This is a genomic window from Flavivirga algicola (assembly GCF_012910715.1).
Lineage (GTDB): Bacteria > Bacteroidota > Bacteroidia > Flavobacteriales > Flavobacteriaceae > Flavivirga > Flavivirga algicola.
Map to the genome: position 1 here is coordinate 392,843 of NZ_JABBHF010000003.1, position 24,623 is coordinate 417,465.

Consider the following 24,623-nt stretch of genomic DNA (forward strand, 5'->3'; position numbering starts at 1 on the left):
ATATTTGATATATATAATCTATATTATGGGAAAAACAAAAAAACTGATAGAATTAGACGATAAAGCTATCGAGATCCTTGAAAAACAGGCGAAACTCCAAAAGCGTTCACTTAAAAATTATATTGAATATACATTAGAAGATACTGCAGCACGATTTAGCGAACCTTCAGAAGCGTATAAAACTATGATGGATGATATGATAAAAAGAGACGAAGAAGGAAGTTTGAAAACAACATCTGTTGCTGAGGTTTTAGCTCGCTATGGAAGAAAATTATAGATTTTCGTCAGAAGCTAAGCTAGAACTTCACAGAGCTTTATGCTATTTTAAGTTGATGAATAAAGATGGTATGTTTATGGATGAATTAATTAGTCAACTGAGGCTCATTACTTCTATGCCAACAGCATTTCAAATTAAGTACAAAAACATTAGAGTGCTTGGGTTTAACAAATTTAACTACTCAATCCATTATGTTATTAAAGAGGGAGGTAATATTATAATTTATCATATATTCAATCAAAAACAAGATTTTTAAATGAAAAAATACATCGCACTTTTAAGAGGCATTAATGTTAGCGGACAAAAAAAAATCCCCATGGCAGAGTTGCGAGAGTTGCTCACTAATTCTGGTTTAGAAGAAGTACAGACCTATATTCAAAGTGGGAATGTTATTTTTAAATCAACAGAGAAAGATAGCCAAAAATTGGAATTGAAAATACATAAGGCTATCAAAACACATTTCGGTTTTGAAGTTCCCATTCTTATAAAGACACCAGAAGACTTACAAAAGGTTTTTGACGATTGCCCTTTTCCTGAAGAAAAGAAAATAAACAGTTATTTTACGTTGTTATATGCTATTCCAGATAAAGACTTAATTGCTGAAGCTTCGAAAATGTCATATTCAAACGAAGAATTTGTTATAACAGACACCTGTATTTATTTCTATTGTTCAATGGGTTACGGAAAGGCGAAATACAACAACAATTTTTTTGAGCGTAAACTAAAAACAACGTCCACAGCTAGAAACTATAAAACAATGGTAAAGCTTTTGGAATTGGTATCATCTTCAAACGTGTCTTAATTTCTTGTGAATTCCATCAAAGGGCCGTCTATTTCTGGATGATCAGATAAAAATAAGTTTCCATTTTTGAAATAGTAATCATATTCTACAGATAGAATTTTTATTTTCTTTGCTTTCAATGTAAAAGTATAATCTCCTGTATCTAGTATTTGTAGATTTTCATCAGGATTATTAAGAACACTTATTTTCTTGTTTGATAAATCAAAATTCCAAACATGTTCCCCTATTTGAAAATCGACAGGCATGCATTCACAGGTAACATCTATTAAGTGCCAAGTGCCATTTAAGGTATTTTGATTTGTATTGTCATCATTTGAACAAGATGAAATAAATCCGATTAGAGAAAAAAGTAGTATGATTTTTTTCATAATATTTTCAAGGTTTATTTTTACTAGATACTAAATAGCCTATTTGGTTGCGTCAAATTGTAATTTACAAATAGGTGACCAATTGGATATTTCCTATTTTTGCCAAATATTAATTCTCGATATTATAAAGGTAGATTTAAATTAGAATGCTAGAAAAACGATTTATCCCTAAAGTTTATGCAAACTCAGTTGAAAACGGAAGTTTTACATGGTCATCGCCAAGTAATATCGCTTTAGTTAAATACTGGGGTAAAAAAGAACACCAAATTCCAGGAAACCCATCAATTAGTTTTACACTCGATAGCTGTAAAACAACTACAATCTTAAGTTTTTCTAAAAAGGATAATCAAGATGATTACTCTTTTGATATTTTTCTTGATGGTGATAAAAAAGATGATTTCAAACCAAAAATCGAAACTTTTTTCAAACGAATAGAAGTGTATCTACCATTTTTAAAAGCCTATCATTTTAAAATTGAAACATCAAATACCTTTCCTCATAGTTCTGGTATCGCGTCTTCTGCAAGTGGTATGAGCGCTTTGGCCTTATGTTTAATGAGCATTGAGAAATCATTAATAGAATCTGATACTTCTTTAAAAACGGCAGAAAGGTTTTTGAACGACGATTTCTTCATTCAAAAAGCGTCGTTTTTAGCGCGATTGGGTTCTGGAAGTGCATGTAGAAGTTTAGAAGGTGATTTAGTAGTTTGGGGTAAACATGGAGAAATTGATGGTAGCTCGGACTTATTCGGTATCAAGTATCCTTTTGAAGTGCATAAAAATTTTAAGAATTACCAAGACACTGTTTTGTTGGTTGATAAAGGTGAAAAACAAGTAAGTAGCACGGTTGGGCATAACTTAATGCACGGTCACCCGTTTGCGCAAAAACGCTTTAAACAAGCACATAGAAATCTATCTAGTTTAATAAGCGTATTTAAGAATGGCGACTTGGATACATTTATAGGCATTGTTGAAAGCGAAGCATTAACGCTTCATGCCATGATGATGACCAGTATGCCATATTTTATTTTGATGAAGCCTAATACCTTAGAAATAATCAATAAAATTTGGACGTTTAGGCAAGCAACAAACTCAAAAATTTGTTTTACCCTGGATGCGGGTGCTAATGTACACGTCTTGTACCCAGAAAGTGAATGTGAACAAGTTTGTGAATTCATTAAGAATGAATTAGTTGTATTTTGTCAAAAAGGTCAGTATATTAACGATAAAATTGGATTTGGAGCGAAACAATTGTAATTTTGCTAAACCAAATCAAAAGTGATTTATGAAAGGACCTCTTTTTTACTCAAAAATACTACTCTTTGGAGAGTATGGTATCATTAAAGATTCCAAAGGGTTATCTATTCCTTATAACTTTTATAATGGTGCATTAAAGACGGATGAAAATCCTTCAGAGACGGCTATTGAGTCTAATAAAAGTTTAAAGGGTTTTGTCAGCCACTTGGAAAATGTCGATTCAAAACTAGTGACTTTTGATTTAGCATTGCTAAATCAACATGTCCATGCAGGCATGTATTTCGATTCATCAATTCCGCAAGGCTATGGTGTAGGAAGCAGTGGCGCTTTGGTTGCCGCTATCTACGATAAATATGCCCAAGACAAAATTACAGTTTTAGAGAATTTAACCCGAGAAAAACTTCTGAAGCTAAAAGCCATTTTTTCAGCTATGGAGTCCTTTTTTCATGGCAAATCTTCTGGATTGGATCCATTAAATAGTTATTTAAGTATTCCTATTCTCATAAATTCTAAAGATAATATTGAAGCCACAGGTATACCTTCGCAAAAGAATGAAGGTAAAAATGCTGTATTTCTATTAGATAGTGGTATTATAGGGGAAACAGCACCTATGGTGAGCATTTTTATGGAAAATATGAAGCAAGAAGGTTTCCGTAGTATGCTTAAAGACCAGTTTATAAAACATACCGATGCTTGTATTGACGATTTTTTAAATGGAAATATTAAATCGTTATTTAAAAATACGAAGCGCTTGTCAAAAGTCGTTTTAAGCCACTTTAAACCCATGATTCCACAGCAGTTTCATGAGCTTTGGAAAAAAGGTATTGAAACAAACGAATATTATTTAAAGCTTTGTGGTTCTGGAGGTGGCGGCTATATTTTAGGGTTTACTGAGGATATTGATAGAGCAAAACAATCACTTAGTGACTATAAATTAGAGGTCGTTTACAATTTCTAACTTTCGTGTATCGTTATTGTTCTGAATTTTTATATTGAGCCTTTCTTTGCGCTCAAGGTAAACTAAAGCGAAGTGTGTTTCATAATTTCAAATATTTGGTCTTTTTATGCTAAGCAGAAGGCAAAAACATATTTTACTTAAGTTTTTTAGCTTATTTTCTGTTGTAAGAGGCTACAATATTTTAATTATTATTATTGCCCAATATTTAACATCCATCTATATTTTAGCCTATAATAAAACATTAAAACAAGTTGTTTTAGATCTTAATTTATTCATGATTGTTTTGGCATCTGCCGCAACTATAGCAGGGGGCTATATTATAAATAATTTTTATGATTCGGAGAAAGATTTAATCAATAGGCCTATTAAATCCAGATTGGACAGATTAGTGAGTCAAAACACAAAACTCTCTTTTTATTTTGTTTTGAACTTTTTAGCAGTTATTATGGCTAGCTATGTTTCTTTTAAAGCAGTCCTTTTCTTTTCTATTTACATCTTTGGTATTTGGTTTTATTCCCATAAATTAAAAAAGTTACCGTTTATAGGAAACCTAACATCTGCTGTTTTAACCATAACACCATTTTTCGCCATTTTTATGTATTATAAAAATTTCGAAACGGTCATTTTTGTGCATGCTATGTTTTTGTTTTTAATTATTTCTATGCGGGAGCTTACCAAAGATTTGGAAAACATAAAAGGCGATTTGGCTCAGAATTATAAAACTATTCCCATTGCCTATGGTGAAAAAATGTCTAAGTTGATGTTGACTATTTTATCTGTTTTAACCCTGGCCCCAACATACTTGTTGTTGTTTAGGTTTGAATTAGGGCATATGTATCTGTATTTTTATTTAAGTACATTATTATTGTTGGGTTTTTTGGTAGTGCTATGGAAATCTAACACAAAGACACATTACCTGATACTTCATAATACGCTAAAATTCATAATTGTACTAGGTGTTTTTAGTATTTTGTTAATTGATATTACAATCGTTTTAAATAGAATTTAATGAGAGACAATATATTAAAAGTAGCACTTGCTCAGGTTTCGCCAGTTTGGTTGAATAAAACAGAAACTCTAAAAAAAGTGGAGCAATCTATGGTCGATGCATCCAAAGAAAGTGTAGAACTAATTGTTTTTGGAGAGGGGTTGGTACCAGGATACCCATTTTGGTTAGCATTAACAGGGGGCGCAGAATGGAATAAGGCAGTAAATAAAGAATTGCATGCGCATTATGTTTCTCATGCAGTTTGTATAGAAAAAGGAGATTTAGAATCCATTTGTGCACTATCAAAAGCGCATAAAATGGCTGTTTATTTGGGGGTTATAGAACGTCCATTAGATCGTGGTGGACATAGCGTATATGCTTCTTTAGTATACATAAATTCAGAAGGAAGTATTCAGTCAGTGCATAGAAAATTACAACCAACTTATGATGAGCGCTTAACATGGTCGCCAGGCGATGGCCATGGTTTGCAAGTGCATCCTTTAAAGCAATTTACTGTTGGCGGATTAAATTGCTGGGAAAATTGGATGCCATTGCCAAGAGCTGCTCTGTATGGTTTGGGTGAAGATTTGCATATTGCCGTTTGGCCAGGGAGTGATCATAATACAAAAGATATTACCCGTTTTATAGCGCGGGAATCACGTTCATTTGTCATATCGGTATCTAGTTTAATGGCTAAGAGTGATTTCCCAGAAGACACGCCGCATTTGAATAAAATATTAGAAAAAGCTCCAGATATTTTGGCCAATGGTGGTAGTTGTATAGCAGGGCCAGATGGAGCGTGGATTGTCGAACCTGTATTGCATAAAGAAGGTTTAATTATAGAAACAATCGATTTTAATCGCGTATTGGAAGAGCGTCAAAATTTTGATCCCGTTGGACATTATTCAAGACCAGATGTAACCAAGCTCAGTATTAATAGAACACGTCAATCTACAGTTAAGTTTGAGGACAAAAACAAATAGACATTCCTAAGCTGTCAATCATAAATTTAACTATATCTTTGCAAAAAAACAGAGTCATGGCTAAGCAACAAGGAGGACAAAGAAAAGGGAAAACTTCGGTTGGAAGTTCTAAAAAAGACTTCAAGAAAAGTTTTGCAAAAGGAAAAGCCCCCTTTAAAAAGAATGATGGTCATCAAAATAAAAAACCATCCAACCCTAGCGAGATTAGATTAAACAAATACGTAGCCAATTCTGGAGTATGTTCTCGCAGAGAAGCCGATGTTCATATTGCTACAGGTTTAGTTTCTGTAAATGGAAAAGTCATTACAGAAATGGGTTATAAAGTTAAGATAGGAGATGAGGTACGTTATGATGGTGCTCGTATTAACCCAGAGAAAAAAGCTTATGTGTTGCTTAACAAGCCAAAAGGTTTTGCTACAACGACTAGTGAAGGTAAGGGGCGAACCGTTATGGATTTAGTTGCTAATGCTACAACTTCAAAAATAAAACCCATTGGTCGTTTAGGTAGGAATTCTAAAGGCTTATTGTTATTTACCAATGATGATACTATTGTAGACAAGTTTACAAACTCTAAAAATGGAGTAGCTCGTTTGTTTCATATAGAGTTGAATAAAAACTTAAAACTAGAAGATTTAAAAAAGATTCAAACAGGTTTTAAAGTAGAAGGAAAACTAATTGCAGTTGAAGAAATTAGCTATATTCAGGGAGCTTCAAAGAAAGAAATAGGTCTTAAGGTTAAAAACACAGGAAACACGATCATTCGTACAATATTTGATTATTTAAAATATGAGATTGAAAATTTAGATTGTGTTGCCATAGGACACCTTACTAAAAAGGATATTCCTCGCGGTTCGTGGAAGCATCTCACTGAACAGGAATTAAATACTTTAAAAATGCTTTAATAGCAACGATTGCAATTATTGCGCAAAAATTCCAATAAATAATAACCCTTTTTTTCTTTATAATAACATTATTCCGTTGTTTTTATAATAAGCAGGAGTATGAAGTGATTAAACGTAGGTTTGTTTTCTTGCAGGTCATTTAAATAATCTTTTGTTAATCTTTAGTTAAAACCCGTTTTTTGAAATCTAAAAAAAATGCTGGTGCGTAACTTATAATATAATAACTATCAATAGTTTTAGACGTAAAGCTATAGGTATATTATGAACTTAACCTACAGGTTGATTCCTGCAAATTATTTTATTTTAATTTTTTAAATTTTATCAAAATGAGAACAAAGTTTTTATTTATGTTATGTAGTTTTATGATGCTGTTTTTTACATTGTCAAGTTTTAAAACAGAAGTGCCTTTAAATGGAGTGCAATTGGTTATTCAAGATTCTAAGGAGGTTGATGCCGTTTATGATGGTCATGATGGTAGCGCCTATATTTTTACGGTTCAAAGTAATGGTGAAACCCATAAGTTGGCATTTCAGAAAATTGACGATGCTGTTTCAGGTAGTTTCGATTTAGGTTCACAAGCTTTGGTTGGCAAAAGTTTTAAGGTAACTTATACAACCGAAGTTGCATTAACGAAAGATGCAGATGGTAATGATGTTGAAACAGACGTTAATACGATTACCCAATTAGAAGAGTTGTAAACAGCAATAATTAAGTATATACTTTTAGGCTGCCCTTTGGGCAGCCTTTTTTATGAACTCATCTAAAAAGTATTTTTTCTTTCTCTAAAATTTTCACAAAAAATAATATAAAAAAAACCTAAAATTAAATTTTTTATATTTCATTTGTAATAGCACTTAGCTAAACATTATGAAATGTGTTTACACGTTCGGGCTTTTGAAAATTAGGAAGTCAAATTCAAAAGTAGTTTGCTGGATAAACCACCGAATTTTAGAGCTAACTTCCGTTTATTCCAAAATATCTATTCTTAATAGATATACATCTGCTTTGTTTGTTTGTGAAAGAAAATTCCTAATAAATATTTATTTATTTCAAAAATTAATTTGTATATTAACAGTACCAATATATGTTAAAACTTAACCAATTTTAAAAAATGAAACGCATTATTGTAGATTATCAAAAACTTAATAAAGATATTTTGAATCTTTTAGTTGAAAAATTCCCCGATGGATATGATGATGACCATATTATTTCGTTTAGAAATGCACATAATGATTTAATTGAAGCTGTTGAAGTAAAAACTGATGATACTATCTATCTAGTTAAAGTAGGGACACGTTTAGCAAAAGCTATGGCAGACTTTGGGGACGAAGAAGATACTCCCAGTGTAAATCCTCCAGTACCAGATACAAATTTTGATAAAGAAGATAAATAAACGTATTTATTAAATTATTTGTAAATGGAAACAGCAATTTTTAAACATTATGAAGACGGCTATTACACGTTTTTATTTGATGATGGCGTACAGTTAGATTTTGAAGAGATTCATCCTAAAGCACTTTATCATTATGACTTAAAAAATGATAATTCTTATGTTGGTAAATCTTTTAAGTTGTCGTTTATAGAAGTTTTTGATGATAGGGATCAGGCTCTTTATAGAATAGAACGCTTAAAACTCGTTTGAGGCATTTCTTTTTTGATAAAGATTTCCCAAAAAAAGACACCATAAACAATCATATATTCTATACCAATAACCCAGAGGTTCTCTGATTTGTCTGCTTTATTAAGGTTTATATAAGCTAAATAACTTAGTATAATAACAAAACTCCAGACCACAGGGAACTTATATTTGGTGAAAATGGATAGTATTAAAAGGGTGGCTATATACCAGGGATGTACTGTAGTCGCAGTAAAGTAGTAAAATGATAGAACCAATAGCATAGCGGTTATAAGTTCGATATTTGTTTTGTTTTTTCTGAAAAAGGTCATTATTAAAACAAACAAAATAACTATTATTGGTGTTACCTTACCAATAATAGCAATTTCATTATAACCTCTAAATAAGTAACCTATTTCTCTGGCTAAATAATAAGCACTGGCATTAAACTCAAAATTTTGGAACCACAACCCAACCGTTTGGGCATAATTGTTTACAAATTCAGAGGAGTAAAAAGGCGCAAATAATAATAGAGTTGTAGTTATAACAATTGCGTAAAATGATATCAATTTTGTCATTCTGAACCATAGTGGAGAATCTTTTTTGGAATCTTGAATATTGGCGTCAAGTATGGTTAAAGAAGGATTCGGGTTCTTGTCGTTTGGTTCATTCGAAATAAGGTACCCTTTTATAAACCACTGAAAAAACAGAGGCAAAAATATTAATGGAATTAACTTAACCGAAATCGACAAAGCTAAAACGACCGCAGCCCATTGCCATTTCCCAGAATATAATAAATATAAGCTCCAAATAAGAAAAAAGATCATAACACCTTCAAAGTGTAGATTTCCAGTAAGTTCAATAATTATAAACGGATTTAAAATATACCAAAAGATATTGTGTGCAGGAATGTTTAATTTTTTCAGTAATTTCTTGCCAAAATAAAGGGTGCCAAAATCGGCAGCAATGATAAGTAAACGCATTACGATGGCAGACCCCAAAATGCTTTTGCCTGCAAATAAGCCAGCTATAAAGAAGCAAAGTTGATTTATGGGTGGGTAATTGGTAAAATGACTCGCATTCAAGTTCCCCATGCCCCCATATAATTCCTGAGCTTGGGCAACAGGGAATTCGCCTTTACCCATAAAAGATTCTACAGTGTAAAGGTATGGGTTAAAGCCTTCTAAAATCATACGACCATCCCATATAAAGCGATAAAAATCTTGTGATAAATTAGGTATAGCTAATATAAACACAGCTCGAAATCCAAAAGCGATCCATGTTAAAAAAGAGATGTTGTGCTTTAATAATTGCACCAATTTATAAAATAGAAAAAACAATGCCGCGTATAGCATGATAAGCTTTGTGTAGTCCGTTCTGGTTAAATTATAAGCAAAGGAGGTGTAAAATAAAAAGCACGAAACCACTAGCAATAAAGGTATCCTGTTTATTTTAAAAAAGGCAGAGTTTATAAGCATATACCAAATATAAATATTATTTGTTGGTCGGTTTTAAGATAGATTTATTTGGGGAGCTTTAAATATTGTAAGAGCTAACACCAAAGTTAGGCGTTAAATGCACCAAAATATTTGGGTGTTGTATAGAGTAACTTAATAATATCCAATAGAAAAACTAAGTGTTACTATACTTTAGAAGTTAGCGATTTAATAAATACATAGCCAAAACCTAAAAATAACATCAAGTGAAAAGGAAAAAGTCCGAAGTCGCCACCTTGATCACCAACAATAAAAGCACTGTACATGCCAAAACCGAAGTAGGCCATAAGTAGTCCTTCAAAAATAACGTGTACAGAGACTGTCTTTTTTATGTATTTGTTGTTTTTCCAACTGTCTTTTAATGTGTTGATGTTAAATTTTGGGGTTCTTATAAATTCACTCTTTTTTCCTAAATGCCCTTCTAAAACAGCAATGGAGTTATGTAATGAGAAACCCATGGCTATGGAGAAAAATACAAAGAACATTCCGATGTAGCGAATAAAGTTTTTTATGCCACTACCATAAATGTTTTTGTACATGATCCAGTAACAAACAAAAAATATGATAGTACTAAGTACAAAGAAACTCATGACATAAAAATAAGGCTTTAAATGTGCATATTCATTTTTTATGTATAGCATAGGAATACTTAGTATGGCTACTATTAAGATGTTTAAAAACATCGTGCTGTTAAGCAAATGCAATAGTCCGTGTACTTTTGTTTTAGGGGATATGTTTTGGTTTTTGAGTACCTTCCACATCATTTTTCTAAAGTTTTCGGCACCTCCCTTGTTCCATCGAAATTGTTGCGAACGCGCTGCACTTATTACTACAGGAAGTTCGGCAGGGGTTTCCACATCTTCAAGGTATTTGAATTTCCAATTTTTTAATTGGGCACGGTAGCTTAAATCGAGATCTTCGGTTAGGGTGTCACCTTCCCAGTTACCAGCATCAATAATACATGCTTTGCGCCATACGCCAGCAGTACCATTAAAATTAATAAAATGCCCTTTACTATTTCTGCCAACTTGTTCTAAGGTAAAATGAGCATCTAGAGCAAAGGCCTGAATTCTGGTAAGAATGGAATAATTACGATTAATATGCCCCCAGCGCGTTTGTACGACACCAATATTTTCATCCTTAAAATAAGGAACCGTACGTTTTAGCCAATCTTTTTTAGGGAGAAAATCAGAATCAAAAATAGCTATAAATTCACCTTTGGCGATTTCAAGCCCTTCTTTAAGGGCACCAGCTTTAAAACCACTGCGATCAGTTCTGGTAATATGCTTAATGTCTAATCCAGATGATTTTAAGTGTTCTATTTGTTGACGTGTGGTTTCTATGGTTTCATCTGTAGAATCATCTAAAACCTGTATTTCTAATTTATTTTTTGGATAATCTATATCTGCAATATTATCTAACAGACGTTCCATGACATACATTTCGTTATAAACGGGCAGTTGTATGGTTACGTATGGGATTTCATCAGGGTTTGAAAGATCAAATTTAGAACAATCATCAGATTTTTTTTGAGCACTGATGTAATTAAAAAGAAGATTTAATTGCGCCAATGCGTATAAAAATATAAGCAAAAGTGCAATGGTATATATTATGATAACGATAGTATGGGAAATCATTTTTTAATACTGTATTTAAAAATCCAACCTAAAATTTTTATGCCTGCAAATATAGCACCTTTTACCGTACCTGAAACTTTTGAAACACCTATTCTGTTTCTATAATTAACTGGTATTTCAGTATATGTAAATTTTTGTTTTAATGCTTTTAATTGCATTTCTACTGTCCAACCATACGTTTTGTCTTCCATGTTAAGTGCTAAAAGCTTCTCATATTTAATAGCTCTAAAAGGACCTAAATCTGTAAATTTTGCACGAAAAAACAATGTCATTAAAGTAGTTGCCAGCCAATTTCCAAAAATTTGCGGTATCGTCATGGCACCTTGTTCTCTAAGTCGCTTAACACGTGCACCAATTACAAAATCGATATTGTCATTTATTATGGGAGCTACAATTTTAGTTAATTCTTCGGGGTAATCACTATAATCTCCATCTAAAAAAACAACAATGTCAGGCTTCTTTTCTTGATGTGCGATATAATCCATGCCTTTTAAACAAGCATAGCCATAACCTTTATTGGTTTCAGTTAAAACAGTTGCACCAGCTTTTCTTGCATTAACTTCTGTAGCATCAGTTGAGTTATTGCTAACTACAATAACTTCATCAACACTAGTTGGAATATCATTAATAACATGGGTGATCGATTCTGCTTCGTTATAAGCAGGTATGATAACTTTTATATGAGTCATTGAAGATCAGATAGTTTATTTTCTTTCCTAAAGGACTTAAAATCTGTCCACTCCTTAATTTTTTTATCAGCTATGTATTTTCTTGCTGAAACCAATTTTTCATTTTTATACATCAAACAATAGCCATTTTTTTGATTGTCTTTTAATTGGCATTTATGATTGATTTTTTCCATGTCATCATAAAAAATCCACCAACTATTTTTTTTCCCATTAATAAAATGACCTTCAGATTTTTTATTGCCGTTTTCGACGTAAAAGTACCAATATTTTATAGGTTTATCTTGCTGAAAATGACCTTCTTTTTCAACACGCCCATTTGAGTAGTAAAACGTCCAATATTTTACTTTCTGATTGTTGTGTATCCACCCTTCTGATTTAATATTCCCATTGTCGTAATATGTTTTTTTATAGGACTTTTGGGCTGATGCTGATAAGGTGAAAAGGCAAATCATAGAAAAAATAAGAAGTGTATGTTTTCTCGTAAGGTAATTGAAAAAATGACTGTCAGTCCGAGCTTGTCGATGACTATTCTCGGTTATCAGAGTACTCATATTCTGTATAATTTTTTAGAAAATTCGATTAAATCTTTCCAATTTTCATTAATTAATGCTTCTTTTTTTTCGTTGAGACCACCCTTTGATTTGTTTTTTAATTTTAATGGCTTCTGTGGGATTAGTAAATTGTAAATACCATTTAAGCTTCATTGGTCGTCTTGAATGCGTATAACTATCTTTTTAATGACCAGGTTTGTGTTAATTAATTCTTTTTTCTAAATCATTGATCATGCCCATATAGTAGGTTTTGTCTGAACAGGGTAGTATGTAAACATAATAAAATTTCATTCTATAAAATATGCTTCGACAGGCTTAGCATAACTGCGTAATTTCGATTTTTCATTTAGTTGATATATAATTTATCGAAATATAAAAAGCTCTTAATTGACACTGAAAACTTATTTACTTTTTGTTAACTAAATCCATTAAGTCCACATCATTCCCTAGTAATATTTCGGTTGGATTGATGCGTCCTTCCATAGTGTCATTTTCTAATTTTAAAACCCCCCTTGGACATACTGCACTACAAATACCGCAACCTACGCAACTAGAACGTACTATATTTTCTCCTTTTTGGGCATAAGCACGAACATCAATTCCCATTTCACAACTGTTAGAACAGTTACCGCATGAAATGCATTGTCCGCCGTTAGTTGTAATTCTAAATTTAGAGAATAATCGTTGCTGGAATCCTAATATGGCAGCCATGGGACAGCCAAAACGACACCAGGCTCTACTTCCTAAAATAGGATAAAACCCTGTGCCAATAACCCCAGAAAAGATAGAACCTATATAGATACCATAAGCAGAACGTAAATCACTCCCTTTTATAAAAAATACATTTTCGCTGGTGCCCGTAAAGTGCATAATTACTAATAAAGCTATAACAACAAAGTAACCTATAGCTCCATATTTGGCATCTTTACCAAGTTCACGACGTTTAAAATACATGACACCCACAAAAATTAGGGTTAAGAACCCAACAACCAAACTTATAAATAGACCTTTAGTAAGCCAAAAGTTATTATGGTCATAACCTAAATAAGTATATATCATGGCTACCGTCATAACTACAGAAAATACCAGTACTGTATGAATTAACCAACGTTCTAATTTCCAGGCAGACATTTTTTTAGAAGATAATTGTCTAAAAGAATCGCCCGCAGTTTCGGCTAACCCGCCACAACCACAAACCCAAGAGCAGTACCAACGTTTTCCATACTTATAGGTCAATATGGGAGTGATGACAAAAATGGAAATGATACCAAATAATAAAAAACCTAATCCAATATTTCCATTGGAGAGAAATGCTTTTACCGACCATTCATCAAAAATATAATAGTTAAGAGGCCACACGCTTTTTAAATCGTAATAAGGCAGGTCAGAATTCATAACATACATAAATTCTGGAATCAAAAAGGCAAAACCTAGTTGAAAAAACATGACAGAAACCGTTCGTAATTGCTGATATCTATTATGTCTGTATTTAAGTATGAATTTATACCCAAAAGCTAAAATGGCAACCGTATATAATGTTCCGTAGACAAACCATTGGCTGGCATTTCTTCCACTTAAAAGGTTGCTTAAAGGGTCAAAAAGTGAAATCAAACCTGTGTTTTCTGCACCATCTTTCCCTAGTCCCAAATATTGAGGATAAAAATATAATACGATATAAAATGCTGTTAAAATAACACCCAAAATCCAACCCCAGATACCACGGGACGATATAGATTTAAACCAAACCCCATCATTTTTTATACCTTCTAATTTGGTTAAATAAGCGTCCCTCGAATAAATTATTGTCCCAATAACAATAAAGCCTAATGATAAAGTCAAGAATAATCCTTTGTTAGGGAAATTGGTGTTAAATAAGGCAAGTGCTAATATAAATAGCCCCAAAATACCAATCGCTAAAGCTACTTTTTGTTTGTTCGAAATGTCTACAGCGTCTGGTTTTGCCAAAGACATACTATGATTTAATTTATTGCTCATGATATATTTTTATACAGTTTGTAATTCATTTTTAAATGCAGAATAAATATCAGCTTCGTAAGCTTTATAGAATTCTGGATCGAAATTAGCTTCAGCTAAATGTTCGATAACATAATTAACATCTCTTCCCTCCGTAAGCCATTTATCAAATATGTCGTGTCGCATTCTAATACCAAAAGTATTGATGCCTAAAAAAGTATTTGTGCTAGTGTCATAACAGACCGTGATACATTTAGTGTCATCGGTATGTTTCCAATGAAAATGAGCTTCATTTTCTCTGGGATTTGCGAATACCCATCCGTAAGTTTGATATTCAATATCTAAAAATTTAGCAGAATTAAACCAGTGTCCAGGATTGTACTGTATACGATTGCCACAAATAGTTTGTGCAACAGTTTCACCCATCATGCGCCCAGTGTACCATACGGCTTCAACCGGACGGCGACCATTAATGCCTTCATGTTGTTCGGCACAATCACCAATAGCGTATATATCTTGAACATTGGTTTCTAAAAATCTATTTACTTTAACACCACGCCCTGTTTCAATATCAGAATTTTTTATAAAGTCAATATTAGGAGATACACCAGCGGTAAGACCAACAACACCACAAGCAATTTCCTCACCAGTTTCTTGTATGATTACAGATTTAGCTTTGCCATTTTCATCAGAAATGATCTCTTTTAAATTACTTCCCAGTCTTAAATCAATATGATGGTTCTTTATATGTCTGTTGATCATGGCAGATTCTCCTTCTGGCAAAACGCCATTCCAAAAGCTATCTTCTCTAACTAAAAAGGTAACAGGTATGTTACGACTGTTAAGCATCTCTGCAAGTTCGATGCCTATCAAGCCTCCGCCAACAATTACCGCTCGTTTACATACCTTATTATTAGGGGCATATATCTCTAAATTCTCTAGATCTTGTTTGTGGTACATTCCCATAACACCGTCTAAATCCTGACCAGGCCATCCAAATTTATTAGGCTTACTACCTGTAGCGATAATGAGTTTATCATATTGTAGTGTGCCTCCATCAGAGAAATGAAGCATTTTTCCTTTAGTTTCAATATGCTTAACATATCCTTTTTTTAGATTAATTCTGTTCTTTTCCCAAAACCAATTTTCATACGGCTGCGTATGTTCAAATTTCATGTGCCCCATGTATACATACATTAAAGCTGTACGTGAAAAGAAATAATCTGTTTCTGCAGATACAATGGTAATTTGCTTATCTGATAATTTGCGAATATGTCTAGCGGCTGTTACACCAGATATTCCGTTTCCTATAATAACAATATGTTCCATAATTTGTTAGCTTTTTTATATTGTCAAATACAATTCACCAAAATACCATAGATTAATTGCGCAGATTTGATGGGGTATTTTATGAATTTTGATTGTTGTTGAGGTTTATGTCGAAACTAAATATAAGAACTTAATGTGAGGATGTATATTTAGAATTAATATAAATTATTTTTAATTGTAAGTTTTTAAATGAAATTTAGACGCGAAAAATTTTATATTTTTTTTGAAAGTTTGTTAAAATCATTCAGACTGAAGCAACGTTGAAAAACCAAATAAACACATAAAAATGAAGAATATAAGTATTATAGTATTAATGTTTTTTGCAAGCGTATCGCTTTCGGCACAAGACTTAAGTGCTTTTTTTAAAAAGGCAGATAGTTTTTTTAAAACTAACGTTACCAATGGTAAAGTAGCGTATTCTAAAATTAATGCCAACCAAGAACCCCTTAATGAGATTTTAAAATTGGCAGAAACCATTTCAGTATCAAAAAACGATGCGAATAATTATCAGGCATTCTGGATAAATGCTTACAACCTATCAGTAATAAAAGGTATTATAGACAACTATCCAACAAAATCGCCTTTAGACCATACAGGTTTTTTTGATAAGACAACCTATAATTTAGGAGGCAAGAAAATTACTTTAAATGATATAGAACACAAGCTATTAAGAGCGCAATTTAATGATGCCCGTTTTCATTTTGTGTTAGTCTGTGGTGCTTTGGGATGCCCACCTTTAATTAATAAAGCATATTTGCCCAGTACCTTAGATACCCAAATGGATACTCAAACAAAGAAAGCATTGAATGGTAGCTTTTTAAAAGTAAATATTAAAAAGAAACGTGTACAAGCGTCTCAGATTATGGAATGGTATAAAGGTGATTTTACGATGAATGGTAAAACGGAAATAGATTTTATCAATACATACAGAACAGAAAAAATACCTGACAATTTTAAGCTAAGTTATTTTCCATATAACTGGAGCGTAAACAAACAATAAGAACATAAATAACAAATCAAAAAAAAGATAAATCAAATGAAAAAAATAATAGCATTACTAGCAATCACAGCGATATCCTTTTCAGGATTTTCACAAGAAACCGATGAAGATCAAGCAAAGAGTAATATCCAAACATATACACCATCAAAATTATTAAAGAAAGGACAATGGGATATTAAATGGTTTAATAATTTGTACACACAAACTAAAGCAGCAAATAATAGTGGTGATGTTACTAAAAACCTTCCAAGAGAAACTTATTTTACGTCAAGTATAGATATCTTTACAGGGGTATCAGAAAACAGTAAAATAAATGTTGGATTACTAGCAGAAATAAGATCTAATGTTATTGGTGATAGAAGTGCATTGGATGTGTTTTCTTTTGATGGCGAAGCTGGTACAGCACGTTCAGGTTTAACGTCTATAGCTCCGGTAATAAAATTTAACCCGCTTAAAAATGTTAGTAATTTTACAGTTCAAACAGCATTCCATATACCGCTTATTAGCGACGAATCAGATGGTAGCGGTGTGTTTTTAGATCAAACAGCATACACTTTTCAAAATCGTTTTTTCTATGATTATACATTCCCAAGCGGAGATTGGCAATTATTTACAGAATTAAATACTGAATATAACTTTGGTGAAGATAAAAGTTTTGCTAATGAGACATTCGTATTTGCTCCAGGGGTGTTCTTGAGTTATTTTCCAAGTCAAAAGTCTACTGTTTTAGGATTTGTACAACATTTACAAAGAGTGGGGGATTTTGATCAAGATTTTACGGCATTAGGGTTTGGTGGAAAATATCAATTGACTCAAGCTTTAAATTTAGAAATTCTCTATAGTAATTTTGTTAGAGGTCAGAATACAGGTTTAGGTCAATCTTTTAACATAGGTTTAAGAGCATTGTTTTAATGGTTAATCTTAAATTAGAGGTTTAAAGATGTTTTTTATGAATATTATTAGATCTCTAATTGTTTTATCCTTTTTAGTTTTTCAGTCTTGTACTGGTCAGCGTTCTAAAATTAACGGTGTTAGTTTTGTAGCTGCCAACCAAGAAGTCAACCAGAGTCATGTTAAACCTGTTGTTAATGTAAATGCTAATTATGCAGCTGTGATGCCTTTCGGGTTTATTAAAAATTTAAACCACCCAGAAATAGTATTTAATACGAATAGACAATGGTTTGGAGAAACCAAAGAAGGTGCAAAACAATATATTGAAGAACTTTATAAGTCGAATATAAAAGTAATGTTAAAACCTCAAATATGGGTTTGGCATGGAGAATTTACAGGCTATATAGTGATGAAGAATGAAGCAGATTGGGGCGTGCTAGAAACATCATACTCAAAGTTTATTTTAGAATATGCTCAATTAGCCCAAGAAATGAAAGTTGATATATTTTGTATTGGCACCGAGCTTGAAAAATTTATTGAAAATAGGCCAGATTATTGGAAAAAGTTAATAGTTGAAGTAAAAAGGTTATACAAAGGTAAATTAACTTATGCTGCTAATTGGGATGAATTTAAACGTACGCCTTTTTGGAATGATATGGATTATATTGGGGTTGATGCCTATTTTCCAGTAAGTAATAGTAAGACACCAACGTTTAATGAGTGTTTGGAAGGTTGGAAGAACCACATGCAAACTATATTGGGGGTTTATAATAAAAATAAGAAACCCATTTTGTTTACAGAATTTGGATATAGAAGTGTAGATTATTCAGGAAAAGAACCTTGGAAAAGTGATAGAAGTATGACACAAGTAAATCTTGAAGCTCAAACAAATACAACTCGGGCGCTTTTTGAAACATTTTGGAAAGAAGACTGGTTTGCAGGTGGGTTTATTTGGAAATGGTTTCATAATCATAGAAAATCTGGAGGAGAGAAAGATTCACAATTTACACCTCAAAATAAACCTGTGGAAGATTTAATAAGAGTACAGTATCATTTAAAATGAACACTATAAGATACATTATTGTATGTTTTTTGATTTTAGTTTCTTGTTCAAATGAAGAAGAAACCGCATCAACATTATCGGCTTATACTCAAGGAAGAATAACCGAAATAGGAGCTGTTATAGCTTGTGCTGCTAGTGATGGTGTAAATAATGATATTTTAACTTTTTACTATCCAGAAACGGGAGCAACAGATATACGATTTTACCAAACCAATGATGTGAATGTTGATCATAGTAATTTCTCAAACTATTCCAGAACATTACTAAATAGTTCTCCTTTTTTTAATGGCTATTTGGGGAAATTCACACAGGCTTTTGATAACGAGAAATGGGTTATAGTAACATTCGAATTAGAAGGAGAAATAAAAATTTCAAACCCTATTCGAACCAAACAAATTTCAAAGCCCACTATTTGGATGGATGATGTAGATATTGATCAAAACGAATCGGGAATGCCTCATTTTACATGGATTGATGATGTTGTTGGAGATAATGCTATTTATTTTCAGGTTATTTCTGATGCTCAAAATAACCTGTTATCTGGGACCTATACCTTCGAAAATCATTTTCAATATTACAATATTGACAATGTTGTTTTGAATATTACAACGCAAACACCTCCGGATTTAACTTTAAATGCTAATTATAATTTTACCCTAATGGATGTAAGTGAAGATAATTGGGTGAATTTAGTAATCAATAAAAAATTTATTGCACAGTGAAAAAGCTAGCAACACTAGTATTAATATTCTTTTTTACATTTTCCTTTGCACAAGAAAACAGTATTGGTGAAATAAGTATAGAGGGCAATAAAAGAACGAAAGCAGCCTTTCTTAAAAGATTGGCTTTTGTAAAAGAGGGTTCGGTTTTAGATTCTACTAAAATAACCTCAGACGTAAGGCGACTAAAACTATTGGCTTCGGTAGCTAATGTTGAGTATAAATTAGAATTTGAAGCTAACGGAAAATATCATTTAACCTATATAATAGAGGAGAATTTTGCCATTATTCCTGGGTTGAATATATCTACGGATAATAATGGGGAATTTGCTTTTAGAACATCGATATTCGATTTTAATTTTTTGGGTAGGAATCAAATTATAGGTGGTTTTTATGCCAGAGATGTATTCGATTCCTATGGCGCTTTTTGGGAAGCTCCAAATTTGTTTACCCGTAAATTAGGAATCGGCATAAATTATCAAAACTTAATATCTCAAGAACCTGTTTTTTTTGATAATGGGGATGATGTAAATTATAAATTTGCTAACAAAGCATTTGAAATTAAACTTCAATATGAGCCAAATTTTCATAATCGTTTGGAGTTAGGTTTAAATATAGGTTCAGAAGATTATAATTTTTTAGAAGGCAACTTGCCAAACGGAATTCCTAGACAACTCCACGCCAACAAAGTAGCTGTTGTAGGGGAGTATGAATATAATAATATTAATATTTTCTATCAATATCAAAGTGGATTTAGAAGTATACTAACCTATAGAATCGTTACAGGTACCAGTGGAGAAAACGATCTTTTAAGGAATTTTTTTATTGGCAGAAATGACTTTGAATATTTTAAAAGAATAGGAAACAGGGGGAATTGGGCGAATAGGTTGCGGTTAGCCTATGCATCTAATGATACCAGTCCTTTTGCACCTTTTGCTGTAGATAATCAATTAAATATCAGAGGGGCGGGTAATACCATAGATCGAGGTACTGCTGCTATAGTTTTTAATACAGAATATAGACAGACACTATACGAGAAAAACTGGTTTGTATTACAGGCTAATGCTTTTGTTGATACTGGAACTTGGAGAACTCCTGGAGGTGATTTGAGTGAGTTAATTGATGGCAGTACTATTAAATTTTATCCAGGTTTAGGTATTCGGTTTATTCATAAAAGAATCTTTAACGCTGTTTTTAGATTAGATTATGGTTATGGAATAGGCGATAAAGCTACCAATGGAATTGTTTTTGGAATAGGTCAATATTTTTAATTTTTAATGTTTTATTTTTAACACATAATTTCACCTCATTGAATGTTTAAAAGAACAATCATATTATTATTTCTTATTTCAGGGTTGTGTTCTTATGGACAAGAGAAAATTGTTCATGACCTAAAAATTCAAGGCAATAAAAATTTAAAAGCCTCATTTATAAAAAGTATATCTACGGTTAAACCAGGTAGTAAGCTAGATTCTTTAGTAATAGCTCAAGATATTTTACGTTTAAAACGATTACCTTCGGTATCTCACGCTTATTATCAAGTATTCTCTTCTGAAGGCAATCAATACAATGTGTTTTATAATATTGAAGAGAACTTTACTTTAATACCCTCATTAAATGTTTACACGACGGATGATGATGAATTTGCATACAGATTAGGGCTTCATGAGTTTAATCTGCTGGGAAGGAATATCATATTCGGTGGTTTTTATCAAAAAGATATTTATAGTTCCTATGCTGTAAATTTTAGAGCCCCTTATTTGTTTTCGAATAAATTGGGACTGGCTGTGAATCATCAGGATTTAACCACGCAAGAACCTGTTTTTTTTGAAGGAGAAACTGCCAGTTATAAGTATAGAAATAAGTCGTTTGAAGTTTTGGGATTGTATGAGTTTGATTTTAAAAATAGATTAGAACTAGGAGGTAATTATTTCGTAGAAGACTATAAATTTAAAGGTGAAAACACTAATAACAGACCAGAACTAAATGTACATAAATGGTTGATAAAAGGCATTTATGAGTATAATAATTTGGATTATTATTATCAATATGTTTCAGGGTTTAGGAGTCAGTTTAATTTTCAATATGTAACATCAACCAATAGTATGTTACCAGATTTTTTTATTGGTTGGAATGATTTCTTTTATTTTAAGCGTGTAGGTGCAAAAGGTAATTGGGCCAATAGATTAAGGATAGGATTGTCTACAAATGATAATACGCCTTTTGCCCCTTTTTCTGTAGATAATAATTTGAATGTAAGAGGTGTTGGGAATACCATCGACAGGGGTACTGGGGTTATAGTGCTTAATACTGAGTATCGTCAAACCTTGTATGAAAAAAACTGGTTTATATTACAAGGAAATGCTTTTGTAGATAGTGGTACTTGGCGAAACCCAGGAGGTGATTTTGGTGATTTTAGTAAAGCAGATAACGTAAAAGTATATCCAGGTTTAGGACTCCGTTTTATTCATAAAAAAGTATATAATGCCATTTTTAGAATTGATTATGGTTATGGCATTACTAAAAATGCTACCAAGGGATTTGTGTTCGGTATTGGACAATACTTTTAATCTATATTAAGTTCCAGTCCTGATATCCAACTGATGCTTACATGGAATTTTAATAATGTGGTTTTAACTCCAGGCTTCAAGATGTAAAATAGGTGTATGTTTAGATAGCGTTAAGCCAATATAAAATGTAAAAGAATTTTTAAAAGATTAATTTTTTTAGCTTTTAAAAAAAATTACTTTTGCCAGAAAGAATTACTTAATGAGAATATTTGCAATAGGAGACATTCATGGTGGTTTAAAAGCATTAATTCAAGTATTAAACAAAATTGAAGTTAAAGACGGGGATACGCTTATTTTTATGGGGGATTATGTTGATGGTTGGAGTGAATCGGCTCAAGTTATTCAATTTTTAATAGAGTTGTCTCAAAAAATAAATTGTGTTTTTATAAAAGGGAATCATGATGTTTGGTGCGAGAACTGGCTAAGATCAAACGATGTTAACCCTGTTTGGTATATGCATGGTGGAAAAGAGACTATAGACAGCTATGCTTCTTTTTCTTTAGATGAAAAAAAGAATCATTTAGAGTTTTTTGAAAATATGCCATTATATCATATCGATGATGAAAACCGTTTATTTGTTCATGCCGGTTTTACATCCATGCATGGTGCTAAAAAAGAAGTATTTCAAGAAACGCTTTATTTTGATAGAACACTTTGGGAAATGGCTTTAACATTGGATGGTAATATAAAAGAAGACTCCATTTTGTACCCCAAACGTTTAAAACATTATAGTGAAATTTATATAGGACATACCCCTACGACTAACTTTAATTCAGATATGCCAATGCATGCTGCTAATGTTTGGAATATTGATACAGGTGCAGCATTTAAAGGTAAGGTGTCTGCAATGAATTTAAATTCAAAAGATGTTTTTCAAAGTGATAATCTACCAGCCTTATACCCTGATGAAAAAGGGAGAAATAAGGATTGATAATTAATAAATATACTTTTTGTAATAACGATTTAGCTCTTTAGCATCGGCGCCCATCCACTTTTTTAAATGAATTCTCCAATAATGGTATTGTAGTCTCCAAACACCATTTACACAATAACATCTTGCAGAGGTAGTCAGCCATTTTTGAATCACAACAAATTGTTTACGATCGTACAATTTTGCGATGAGGTCGTTGTCCTCATAAATAGTGAAATTTTCATTAAAACCACCAATATTATTAAAAAGGGTTGCTGTTATAAATTGACTTTGGTCCCCGCCCCGACAAATTTTCCAGGGTAAGCGTGTGAGTTGCCCAGCAAGTTTAAGCCACAAATGATTACTATTAAATTTCATTCTAAAACATCCAGCTTCATTACCTTTTTTAACCTCGTTTATAATAAGCGTATCGAAATCTTTTGGGGGGAATGAATCGGCATGCAAAAAATAAAGGATACTGCCAGTGGCATTTTTAGCCCCAAGATTCATTTGTTTGGCACGACCTTTTGATGAATTTAGGAGCTTTACAGACTTATGTTTGGAAACGATGTCTAGTGATTTGTCTGTACTTCCTCCATCGGCAATAATTATTTCAGCTATATTTTCTTTTGATGAGTTTTCTAAAAGATGAGTGAGCAGATGTCCAATGTGGTCTGCTTCGTTTAGCATGGGAATTATTATTGACATCTTACTCATTTAAATTCCAATTATAGTCTTTAAACTTCTTTTTTGCTTTATTAGAAATCTTAGTTTCTGAATATTGATTAAGAAAATCGATTAATGAACCGTTTTGTTTAAAATCTTTAGCAAACCATTGAAACAGTTTTGAGATTTTAATTGAGTTTTTAGATAAGTTATTCTTAGTGGGGTCATTTAAAAATTCTTTTGTAGCATTGGTGAGTTGTGTTTCTAAATTGCTAGCTGTAAACGCTTTGTTTTGTAATTTAGGACAAGAAAATGAAGCACAATTAATGGCAAAATGAATTCTAGGTTCGTTCATTTTACGTAAAATTTGGTGTTCAATTTCATCTAAATTATACCATTTGTCACCTAATTTCCAATGGCGTTGTTTCCACGGATCTTTTAAGTCCTTTATGCTTTTTAGTGGATAATTACGTAAAATTAAATCTACAGTAAAGGCATTGTAGGCGTTGATCCAAAAAGCGAGTTTTTGTTCTTTAGAACGTGTTTTAAAACTTTCATGTTGATACATTAAGTTTAAAACATGAAGATAACCATAGAAATCCTTTCGTTCTTTTTTGAGTTCTTTATAATTAACGTTGCCATCTTTTGAAACATACTTTTGTAAAAGATCGTTCCATAACTCATGCTCGTCTAAAATTCTTTTTGTTAAAACTTGATCGAATTTTTCAGTTTTTATAGCGGTTTCTATAGGTTGTTCATCAGTATCTTTTATAGTTTTACTAGGTGTCGTACTAACGGTATCAATTTTAACTTGAGCTGCTGGAACAGGTGTAGGTTTTGTTATTTCTTTAGCAACTTTTTTAGAACCTGCGCAGGAAAAAAATAAAAAGACAATGATATACGTTAGTTGCTTCATTTTAAATTGAATAATTATAAATCTATAACTAATAAACGCTTCAAGATAAATTTAAGTCTGTAA

The 24,623-nt window shown here is 32.1% G+C and carries 27 protein-coding genes; 18 read left to right on the forward strand and 9 right to left on the reverse strand.

The genetic code is table 11. From position 1 onward, the window contains the following. The first annotated feature begins 25 nt into the window (after positions 1-25). Genes HHX25_RS07095 through HHX25_RS07105 form a run of 3 tightly spaced genes read left to right on the forward strand, consistent with a single transcriptional unit; the run spans position 26 to position 1,079 of the window. Entirely contained in the window at positions 26-277 is a 252-nt protein-coding gene (locus HHX25_RS07095; protein ID WP_169671596.1) for a hypothetical protein, read from the forward strand. Continuing rightward, entirely contained in the window at positions 261-533 is a 273-nt protein-coding gene (locus HHX25_RS07100) for a type II toxin-antitoxin system RelE/ParE family toxin (RefSeq protein WP_169671598.1), read from the forward strand. The genes HHX25_RS07095 and HHX25_RS07100 overlap by 17 nt, the downstream gene beginning before the upstream one ends. After that, positions 534-1,079, forward strand: a complete 546-nt coding sequence (locus HHX25_RS07105) for a DUF1697 domain-containing protein (RefSeq protein WP_169671600.1) — start codon at positions 534-536, stop codon at positions 1,077-1,079. Here the strand turns inward: HHX25_RS07105 and HHX25_RS07110 are convergent. Then, the gene (locus tag HHX25_RS07110) at positions 1,076-1,447 is read right to left on the reverse strand and encodes a hypothetical protein (RefSeq protein ID WP_169671602.1); all 372 of its coding nucleotides are present in this window, start codon (positions 1,445-1,447) and stop codon (positions 1,076-1,078) included. The two genes, HHX25_RS07105 and HHX25_RS07110, sit on opposite strands and share 4 nt — an antisense overlap. 146 nt (positions 1,448-1,593) lie before the next feature. Here HHX25_RS07110 and HHX25_RS07115 point away from each other — a divergent pair, with 146 nt between their 5' ends. From HHX25_RS07115 to HHX25_RS07150, 8 genes are all read left to right on the forward strand, one after another. Further along, positions 1,594-2,703: a diphosphomevalonate/mevalonate 3,5-bisphosphate decarboxylase family protein gene (locus HHX25_RS07115; protein ID WP_169671604.1), complete on the forward strand. Its 1,110-nt coding sequence runs from the start codon at positions 1,594-1,596 to the stop codon at positions 2,701-2,703. Positions 2,704-2,731: 28 nt separating this feature from the next. Beyond that, positions 2,732-3,661, forward strand: a complete 930-nt coding sequence (locus HHX25_RS07120; protein WP_169671605.1) for a mevalonate kinase family protein — start codon at positions 2,732-2,734, stop codon at positions 3,659-3,661. A gap of 106 nt (positions 3,662-3,767) precedes the next feature. After that, on the forward strand, positions 3,768-4,670 hold the full coding sequence (locus HHX25_RS07125; protein ID WP_169671606.1) for a geranylgeranylglycerol-phosphate geranylgeranyltransferase: 903 nt from the start codon (positions 3,768-3,770) through the stop codon (positions 4,668-4,670). Then, positions 4,670-5,632, forward strand: a complete 963-nt coding sequence (locus HHX25_RS07130) for a carbon-nitrogen hydrolase family protein (protein ID WP_169671607.1) — start codon at positions 4,670-4,672, stop codon at positions 5,630-5,632. Before HHX25_RS07125 ends, HHX25_RS07130 begins: the two co-directional genes overlap by 1 nt. Before the next feature lie 56 nt (positions 5,633-5,688). Beyond that, complete coding sequence (locus tag HHX25_RS07135) at positions 5,689-6,534, forward strand: pseudouridine synthase (RefSeq protein ID WP_169671608.1); 846 nt, start codon at positions 5,689-5,691, stop codon at positions 6,532-6,534. Between the two features lie 326 nt (positions 6,535-6,860). After that, entirely contained in the window at positions 6,861-7,232 is a 372-nt protein-coding gene (locus HHX25_RS07140) for a hypothetical protein (RefSeq protein ID WP_169671609.1), read from the forward strand. 413 nt (positions 7,233-7,645) lie between these two features. Next, positions 7,646-7,927 (forward strand): hypothetical protein, encoded by a 282-nt coding sequence (locus tag HHX25_RS07145; RefSeq protein WP_169671610.1) that lies wholly within the window; start codon positions 7,646-7,648, stop codon positions 7,925-7,927. A gap of 24 nt (positions 7,928-7,951) precedes the next feature. Then, the gene (locus tag HHX25_RS07150) at positions 7,952-8,176 is read left to right on the forward strand and encodes a hypothetical protein (protein ID WP_169671611.1); all 225 of its coding nucleotides are present in this window, start codon (positions 7,952-7,954) and stop codon (positions 8,174-8,176) included. Here HHX25_RS07150 and HHX25_RS07155 read toward each other — a convergent pair. The 6 genes from HHX25_RS07155 to HHX25_RS07180 form a co-directional block, all read right to left on the reverse strand. Beyond that, the gene (locus HHX25_RS07155; protein WP_169671612.1) at positions 8,146-9,627 is read right to left on the reverse strand and encodes a mannosyltransferase; all 1,482 of its coding nucleotides are present in this window, start codon (positions 9,625-9,627) and stop codon (positions 8,146-8,148) included. The genes HHX25_RS07150 and HHX25_RS07155 overlap by 31 nt on opposite strands. 164 nt (positions 9,628-9,791) lie before the next feature. Then, on the reverse strand, positions 9,792-11,282 hold the full coding sequence (locus tag HHX25_RS07160) for a cellulose synthase family protein (protein ID WP_169671614.1): 1,491 nt from the start codon (positions 11,280-11,282) through the stop codon (positions 9,792-9,794). After that, on the reverse strand, positions 11,279-11,971 hold the full coding sequence (locus HHX25_RS07165) for a glycosyltransferase family 2 protein (RefSeq protein WP_169671616.1): 693 nt from the start codon (positions 11,969-11,971) through the stop codon (positions 11,279-11,281). The genes HHX25_RS07160 and HHX25_RS07165 overlap by 4 nt, the downstream gene beginning before the upstream one ends. Then, positions 11,968-12,423 carry a toxin-antitoxin system YwqK family antitoxin gene (locus HHX25_RS07170; RefSeq protein WP_169671617.1) on the reverse strand — a complete coding sequence of 152 codons (456 nt, stop codon included), beginning with the start codon at positions 12,421-12,423 and terminating at the stop codon, positions 11,968-11,970. Before HHX25_RS07170 ends, HHX25_RS07165 begins: the two co-directional genes overlap by 4 nt. Positions 12,424-12,927: 504 nt before the next feature. Beyond that, the gene (locus HHX25_RS07175) at positions 12,928-14,517 is read right to left on the reverse strand and encodes a 4Fe-4S binding protein (RefSeq protein ID WP_169671619.1); all 1,590 of its coding nucleotides are present in this window, start codon (positions 14,515-14,517) and stop codon (positions 12,928-12,930) included. 9 nt (positions 14,518-14,526) lie between these two features. Next, on the reverse strand, positions 14,527-15,825 hold the full coding sequence (locus HHX25_RS07180; protein ID WP_169671621.1) for an NAD(P)/FAD-dependent oxidoreductase: 1,299 nt from the start codon (positions 15,823-15,825) through the stop codon (positions 14,527-14,529). 286 nt (positions 15,826-16,111) lie between these two features. Here HHX25_RS07180 and HHX25_RS07185 point away from each other — a divergent pair, with 286 nt between their 5' ends. The 7 genes from HHX25_RS07185 to HHX25_RS07215 all read left to right on the forward strand — a co-directional run bounded on the left by HHX25_RS07185 (position 16,112) and on the right by HHX25_RS07215 (position 22,999). Continuing rightward, positions 16,112-16,825, forward strand: coding sequence for a DUF547 domain-containing protein (locus tag HHX25_RS07185; protein ID WP_169671623.1), 714 nt, complete (start codon positions 16,112-16,114; stop codon positions 16,823-16,825). A gap of 36 nt (positions 16,826-16,861) precedes the next feature. Then, positions 16,862-17,737, forward strand: a complete 876-nt coding sequence (locus tag HHX25_RS07190; RefSeq protein ID WP_169671625.1) for a hypothetical protein — start codon at positions 16,862-16,864, stop codon at positions 17,735-17,737. A 37-nt stretch (positions 17,738-17,774) separates the two neighbouring features. Then, the gene (locus tag HHX25_RS07195) at positions 17,775-18,779 is read left to right on the forward strand and encodes a glycoside hydrolase family 113 (protein ID WP_169671627.1); all 1,005 of its coding nucleotides are present in this window, start codon (positions 17,775-17,777) and stop codon (positions 18,777-18,779) included. Further along, positions 18,776-19,501, forward strand: coding sequence for a hypothetical protein (locus HHX25_RS07200; protein ID WP_169671629.1), 726 nt, complete (start codon positions 18,776-18,778; stop codon positions 19,499-19,501). The genes HHX25_RS07195 and HHX25_RS07200 overlap by 4 nt, the downstream gene beginning before the upstream one ends. Beyond that, complete coding sequence (locus HHX25_RS07205) at positions 19,498-20,769, forward strand: POTRA domain-containing protein (RefSeq protein WP_169671631.1); 1,272 nt, start codon at positions 19,498-19,500, stop codon at positions 20,767-20,769. The genes HHX25_RS07200 and HHX25_RS07205 overlap by 4 nt, the downstream gene beginning before the upstream one ends. Before the next feature lie 42 nt (positions 20,770-20,811). Beyond that, positions 20,812-22,068 carry a BamA/TamA family outer membrane protein gene (locus HHX25_RS07210; protein WP_169671632.1) on the forward strand — a complete coding sequence of 419 codons (1,257 nt, stop codon included), beginning with the start codon at positions 20,812-20,814 and terminating at the stop codon, positions 22,066-22,068. Between the two features lie 199 nt (positions 22,069-22,267). After that, positions 22,268-22,999 carry a metallophosphoesterase family protein gene (locus HHX25_RS07215; RefSeq protein WP_169671635.1) on the forward strand — a complete coding sequence of 244 codons (732 nt, stop codon included), beginning with the start codon at positions 22,268-22,270 and terminating at the stop codon, positions 22,997-22,999. A 3-nt stretch (positions 23,000-23,002) separates the two neighbouring features. On the opposite strand, the gene HHX25_RS07220 is transcribed toward HHX25_RS07215, so the two are convergent. Together HHX25_RS07220 and HHX25_RS07225 are read right to left on the reverse strand one after the other, a co-directional pair. Next, on the reverse strand, positions 23,003-23,695 hold the full coding sequence (locus HHX25_RS07220; protein ID WP_169671637.1) for a TIGR04283 family arsenosugar biosynthesis glycosyltransferase: 693 nt from the start codon (positions 23,693-23,695) through the stop codon (positions 23,003-23,005). Next, positions 23,688-24,560 carry a DUF547 domain-containing protein gene (locus tag HHX25_RS07225; RefSeq protein WP_169671639.1) on the reverse strand — a complete coding sequence of 291 codons (873 nt, stop codon included), beginning with the start codon at positions 24,558-24,560 and terminating at the stop codon, positions 23,688-23,690. Before HHX25_RS07225 ends, HHX25_RS07220 begins: the two co-directional genes overlap by 8 nt. Between the last annotated feature and the right edge of the window lie 63 nt (positions 24,561-24,623).

What these genes read in the sequence shown, in the direction of transcription:
- HHX25_RS07155 (WP_169671612.1), bottom strand. Translation starts at nt 9,627, where the DNA reads ATGCTTATAAACTCTGCCTTTTTTAAAATAAACAGGATACCTTTATTG.
- HHX25_RS07150 (WP_169671611.1), top strand. Translation starts at nt 7,952, where the DNA reads ATGGAAACAGCAATTTTTAAACATTATGAAGACGGCTATTACACGTTT.
- HHX25_RS07105 (WP_169671600.1), top strand. Translation starts at nt 534, where the DNA reads ATGAAAAAATACATCGCACTTTTAAGAGGCATTAATGTTAGCGGACAA.
- HHX25_RS07140 (WP_169671609.1), top strand. Translation starts at nt 6,861, where the DNA reads ATGAGAACAAAGTTTTTATTTATGTTATGTAGTTTTATGATGCTGTTT.
- HHX25_RS07160 (WP_169671614.1), bottom strand. Translation starts at nt 11,282, where the DNA reads ATGATTTCCCATACTATCGTTATCATAATATATACCATTGCACTTTTG.
- HHX25_RS07125 (WP_169671606.1), top strand. Translation starts at nt 3,768, where the DNA reads ATGCTAAGCAGAAGGCAAAAACATATTTTACTTAAGTTTTTTAGCTTA.
- HHX25_RS07200 (WP_169671629.1), top strand. Translation starts at nt 18,776, where the DNA reads ATGAACACTATAAGATACATTATTGTATGTTTTTTGATTTTAGTTTCT.
- HHX25_RS07215 (WP_169671635.1), top strand. Translation starts at nt 22,268, where the DNA reads ATGAGAATATTTGCAATAGGAGACATTCATGGTGGTTTAAAAGCATTA.
- HHX25_RS07110 (WP_169671602.1), bottom strand. Translation starts at nt 1,447, where the DNA reads ATGAAAAAAATCATACTACTTTTTTCTCTAATCGGATTTATTTCATCT.
- HHX25_RS07190 (WP_169671625.1), top strand. Translation starts at nt 16,862, where the DNA reads ATGAAAAAAATAATAGCATTACTAGCAATCACAGCGATATCCTTTTCA.
- HHX25_RS07180 (WP_169671621.1), bottom strand. Translation starts at nt 15,825, where the DNA reads ATGGAACATATTGTTATTATAGGAAACGGAATATCTGGTGTAACAGCC.
- HHX25_RS07100 (WP_169671598.1), top strand. Translation starts at nt 261, where the DNA reads ATGGAAGAAAATTATAGATTTTCGTCAGAAGCTAAGCTAGAACTTCAC.
- HHX25_RS07130 (WP_169671607.1), top strand. Translation starts at nt 4,670, where the DNA reads ATGAGAGACAATATATTAAAAGTAGCACTTGCTCAGGTTTCGCCAGTT.
- HHX25_RS07120 (WP_169671605.1), top strand. Translation starts at nt 2,732, where the DNA reads ATGAAAGGACCTCTTTTTTACTCAAAAATACTACTCTTTGGAGAGTAT.
- HHX25_RS07195 (WP_169671627.1), top strand. Translation starts at nt 17,775, where the DNA reads ATGAATATTATTAGATCTCTAATTGTTTTATCCTTTTTAGTTTTTCAG.
- HHX25_RS07170 (WP_169671617.1), bottom strand. Translation starts at nt 12,423, where the DNA reads ATGATTTGCCTTTTCACCTTATCAGCATCAGCCCAAAAGTCCTATAAA.
- HHX25_RS07135 (WP_169671608.1), top strand. Translation starts at nt 5,689, where the DNA reads ATGGCTAAGCAACAAGGAGGACAAAGAAAAGGGAAAACTTCGGTTGGA.
- HHX25_RS07185 (WP_169671623.1), top strand. Translation starts at nt 16,112, where the DNA reads ATGAAGAATATAAGTATTATAGTATTAATGTTTTTTGCAAGCGTATCG.
- HHX25_RS07220 (WP_169671637.1), bottom strand. Translation starts at nt 23,695, where the DNA reads ATGAGTAAGATGTCAATAATAATTCCCATGCTAAACGAAGCAGACCAC.
- HHX25_RS07165 (WP_169671616.1), bottom strand. Translation starts at nt 11,971, where the DNA reads ATGACTCATATAAAAGTTATCATACCTGCTTATAACGAAGCAGAATCG.
- HHX25_RS07095 (WP_169671596.1), top strand. Translation starts at nt 26, where the DNA reads ATGGGAAAAACAAAAAAACTGATAGAATTAGACGATAAAGCTATCGAG.
- HHX25_RS07210 (WP_169671632.1), top strand. Translation starts at nt 20,812, where the DNA reads ATGTTTAAAAGAACAATCATATTATTATTTCTTATTTCAGGGTTGTGT.
- HHX25_RS07225 (WP_169671639.1), bottom strand. Translation starts at nt 24,560, where the DNA reads ATGAAGCAACTAACGTATATCATTGTCTTTTTATTTTTTTCCTGCGCA.
- HHX25_RS07145 (WP_169671610.1), top strand. Translation starts at nt 7,646, where the DNA reads ATGAAACGCATTATTGTAGATTATCAAAAACTTAATAAAGATATTTTG.
- HHX25_RS07115 (WP_169671604.1), top strand. Translation starts at nt 1,594, where the DNA reads ATGCTAGAAAAACGATTTATCCCTAAAGTTTATGCAAACTCAGTTGAA.
- HHX25_RS07175 (WP_169671619.1), bottom strand. Translation starts at nt 14,517, where the DNA reads ATGAGCAATAAATTAAATCATAGTATGTCTTTGGCAAAACCAGACGCT.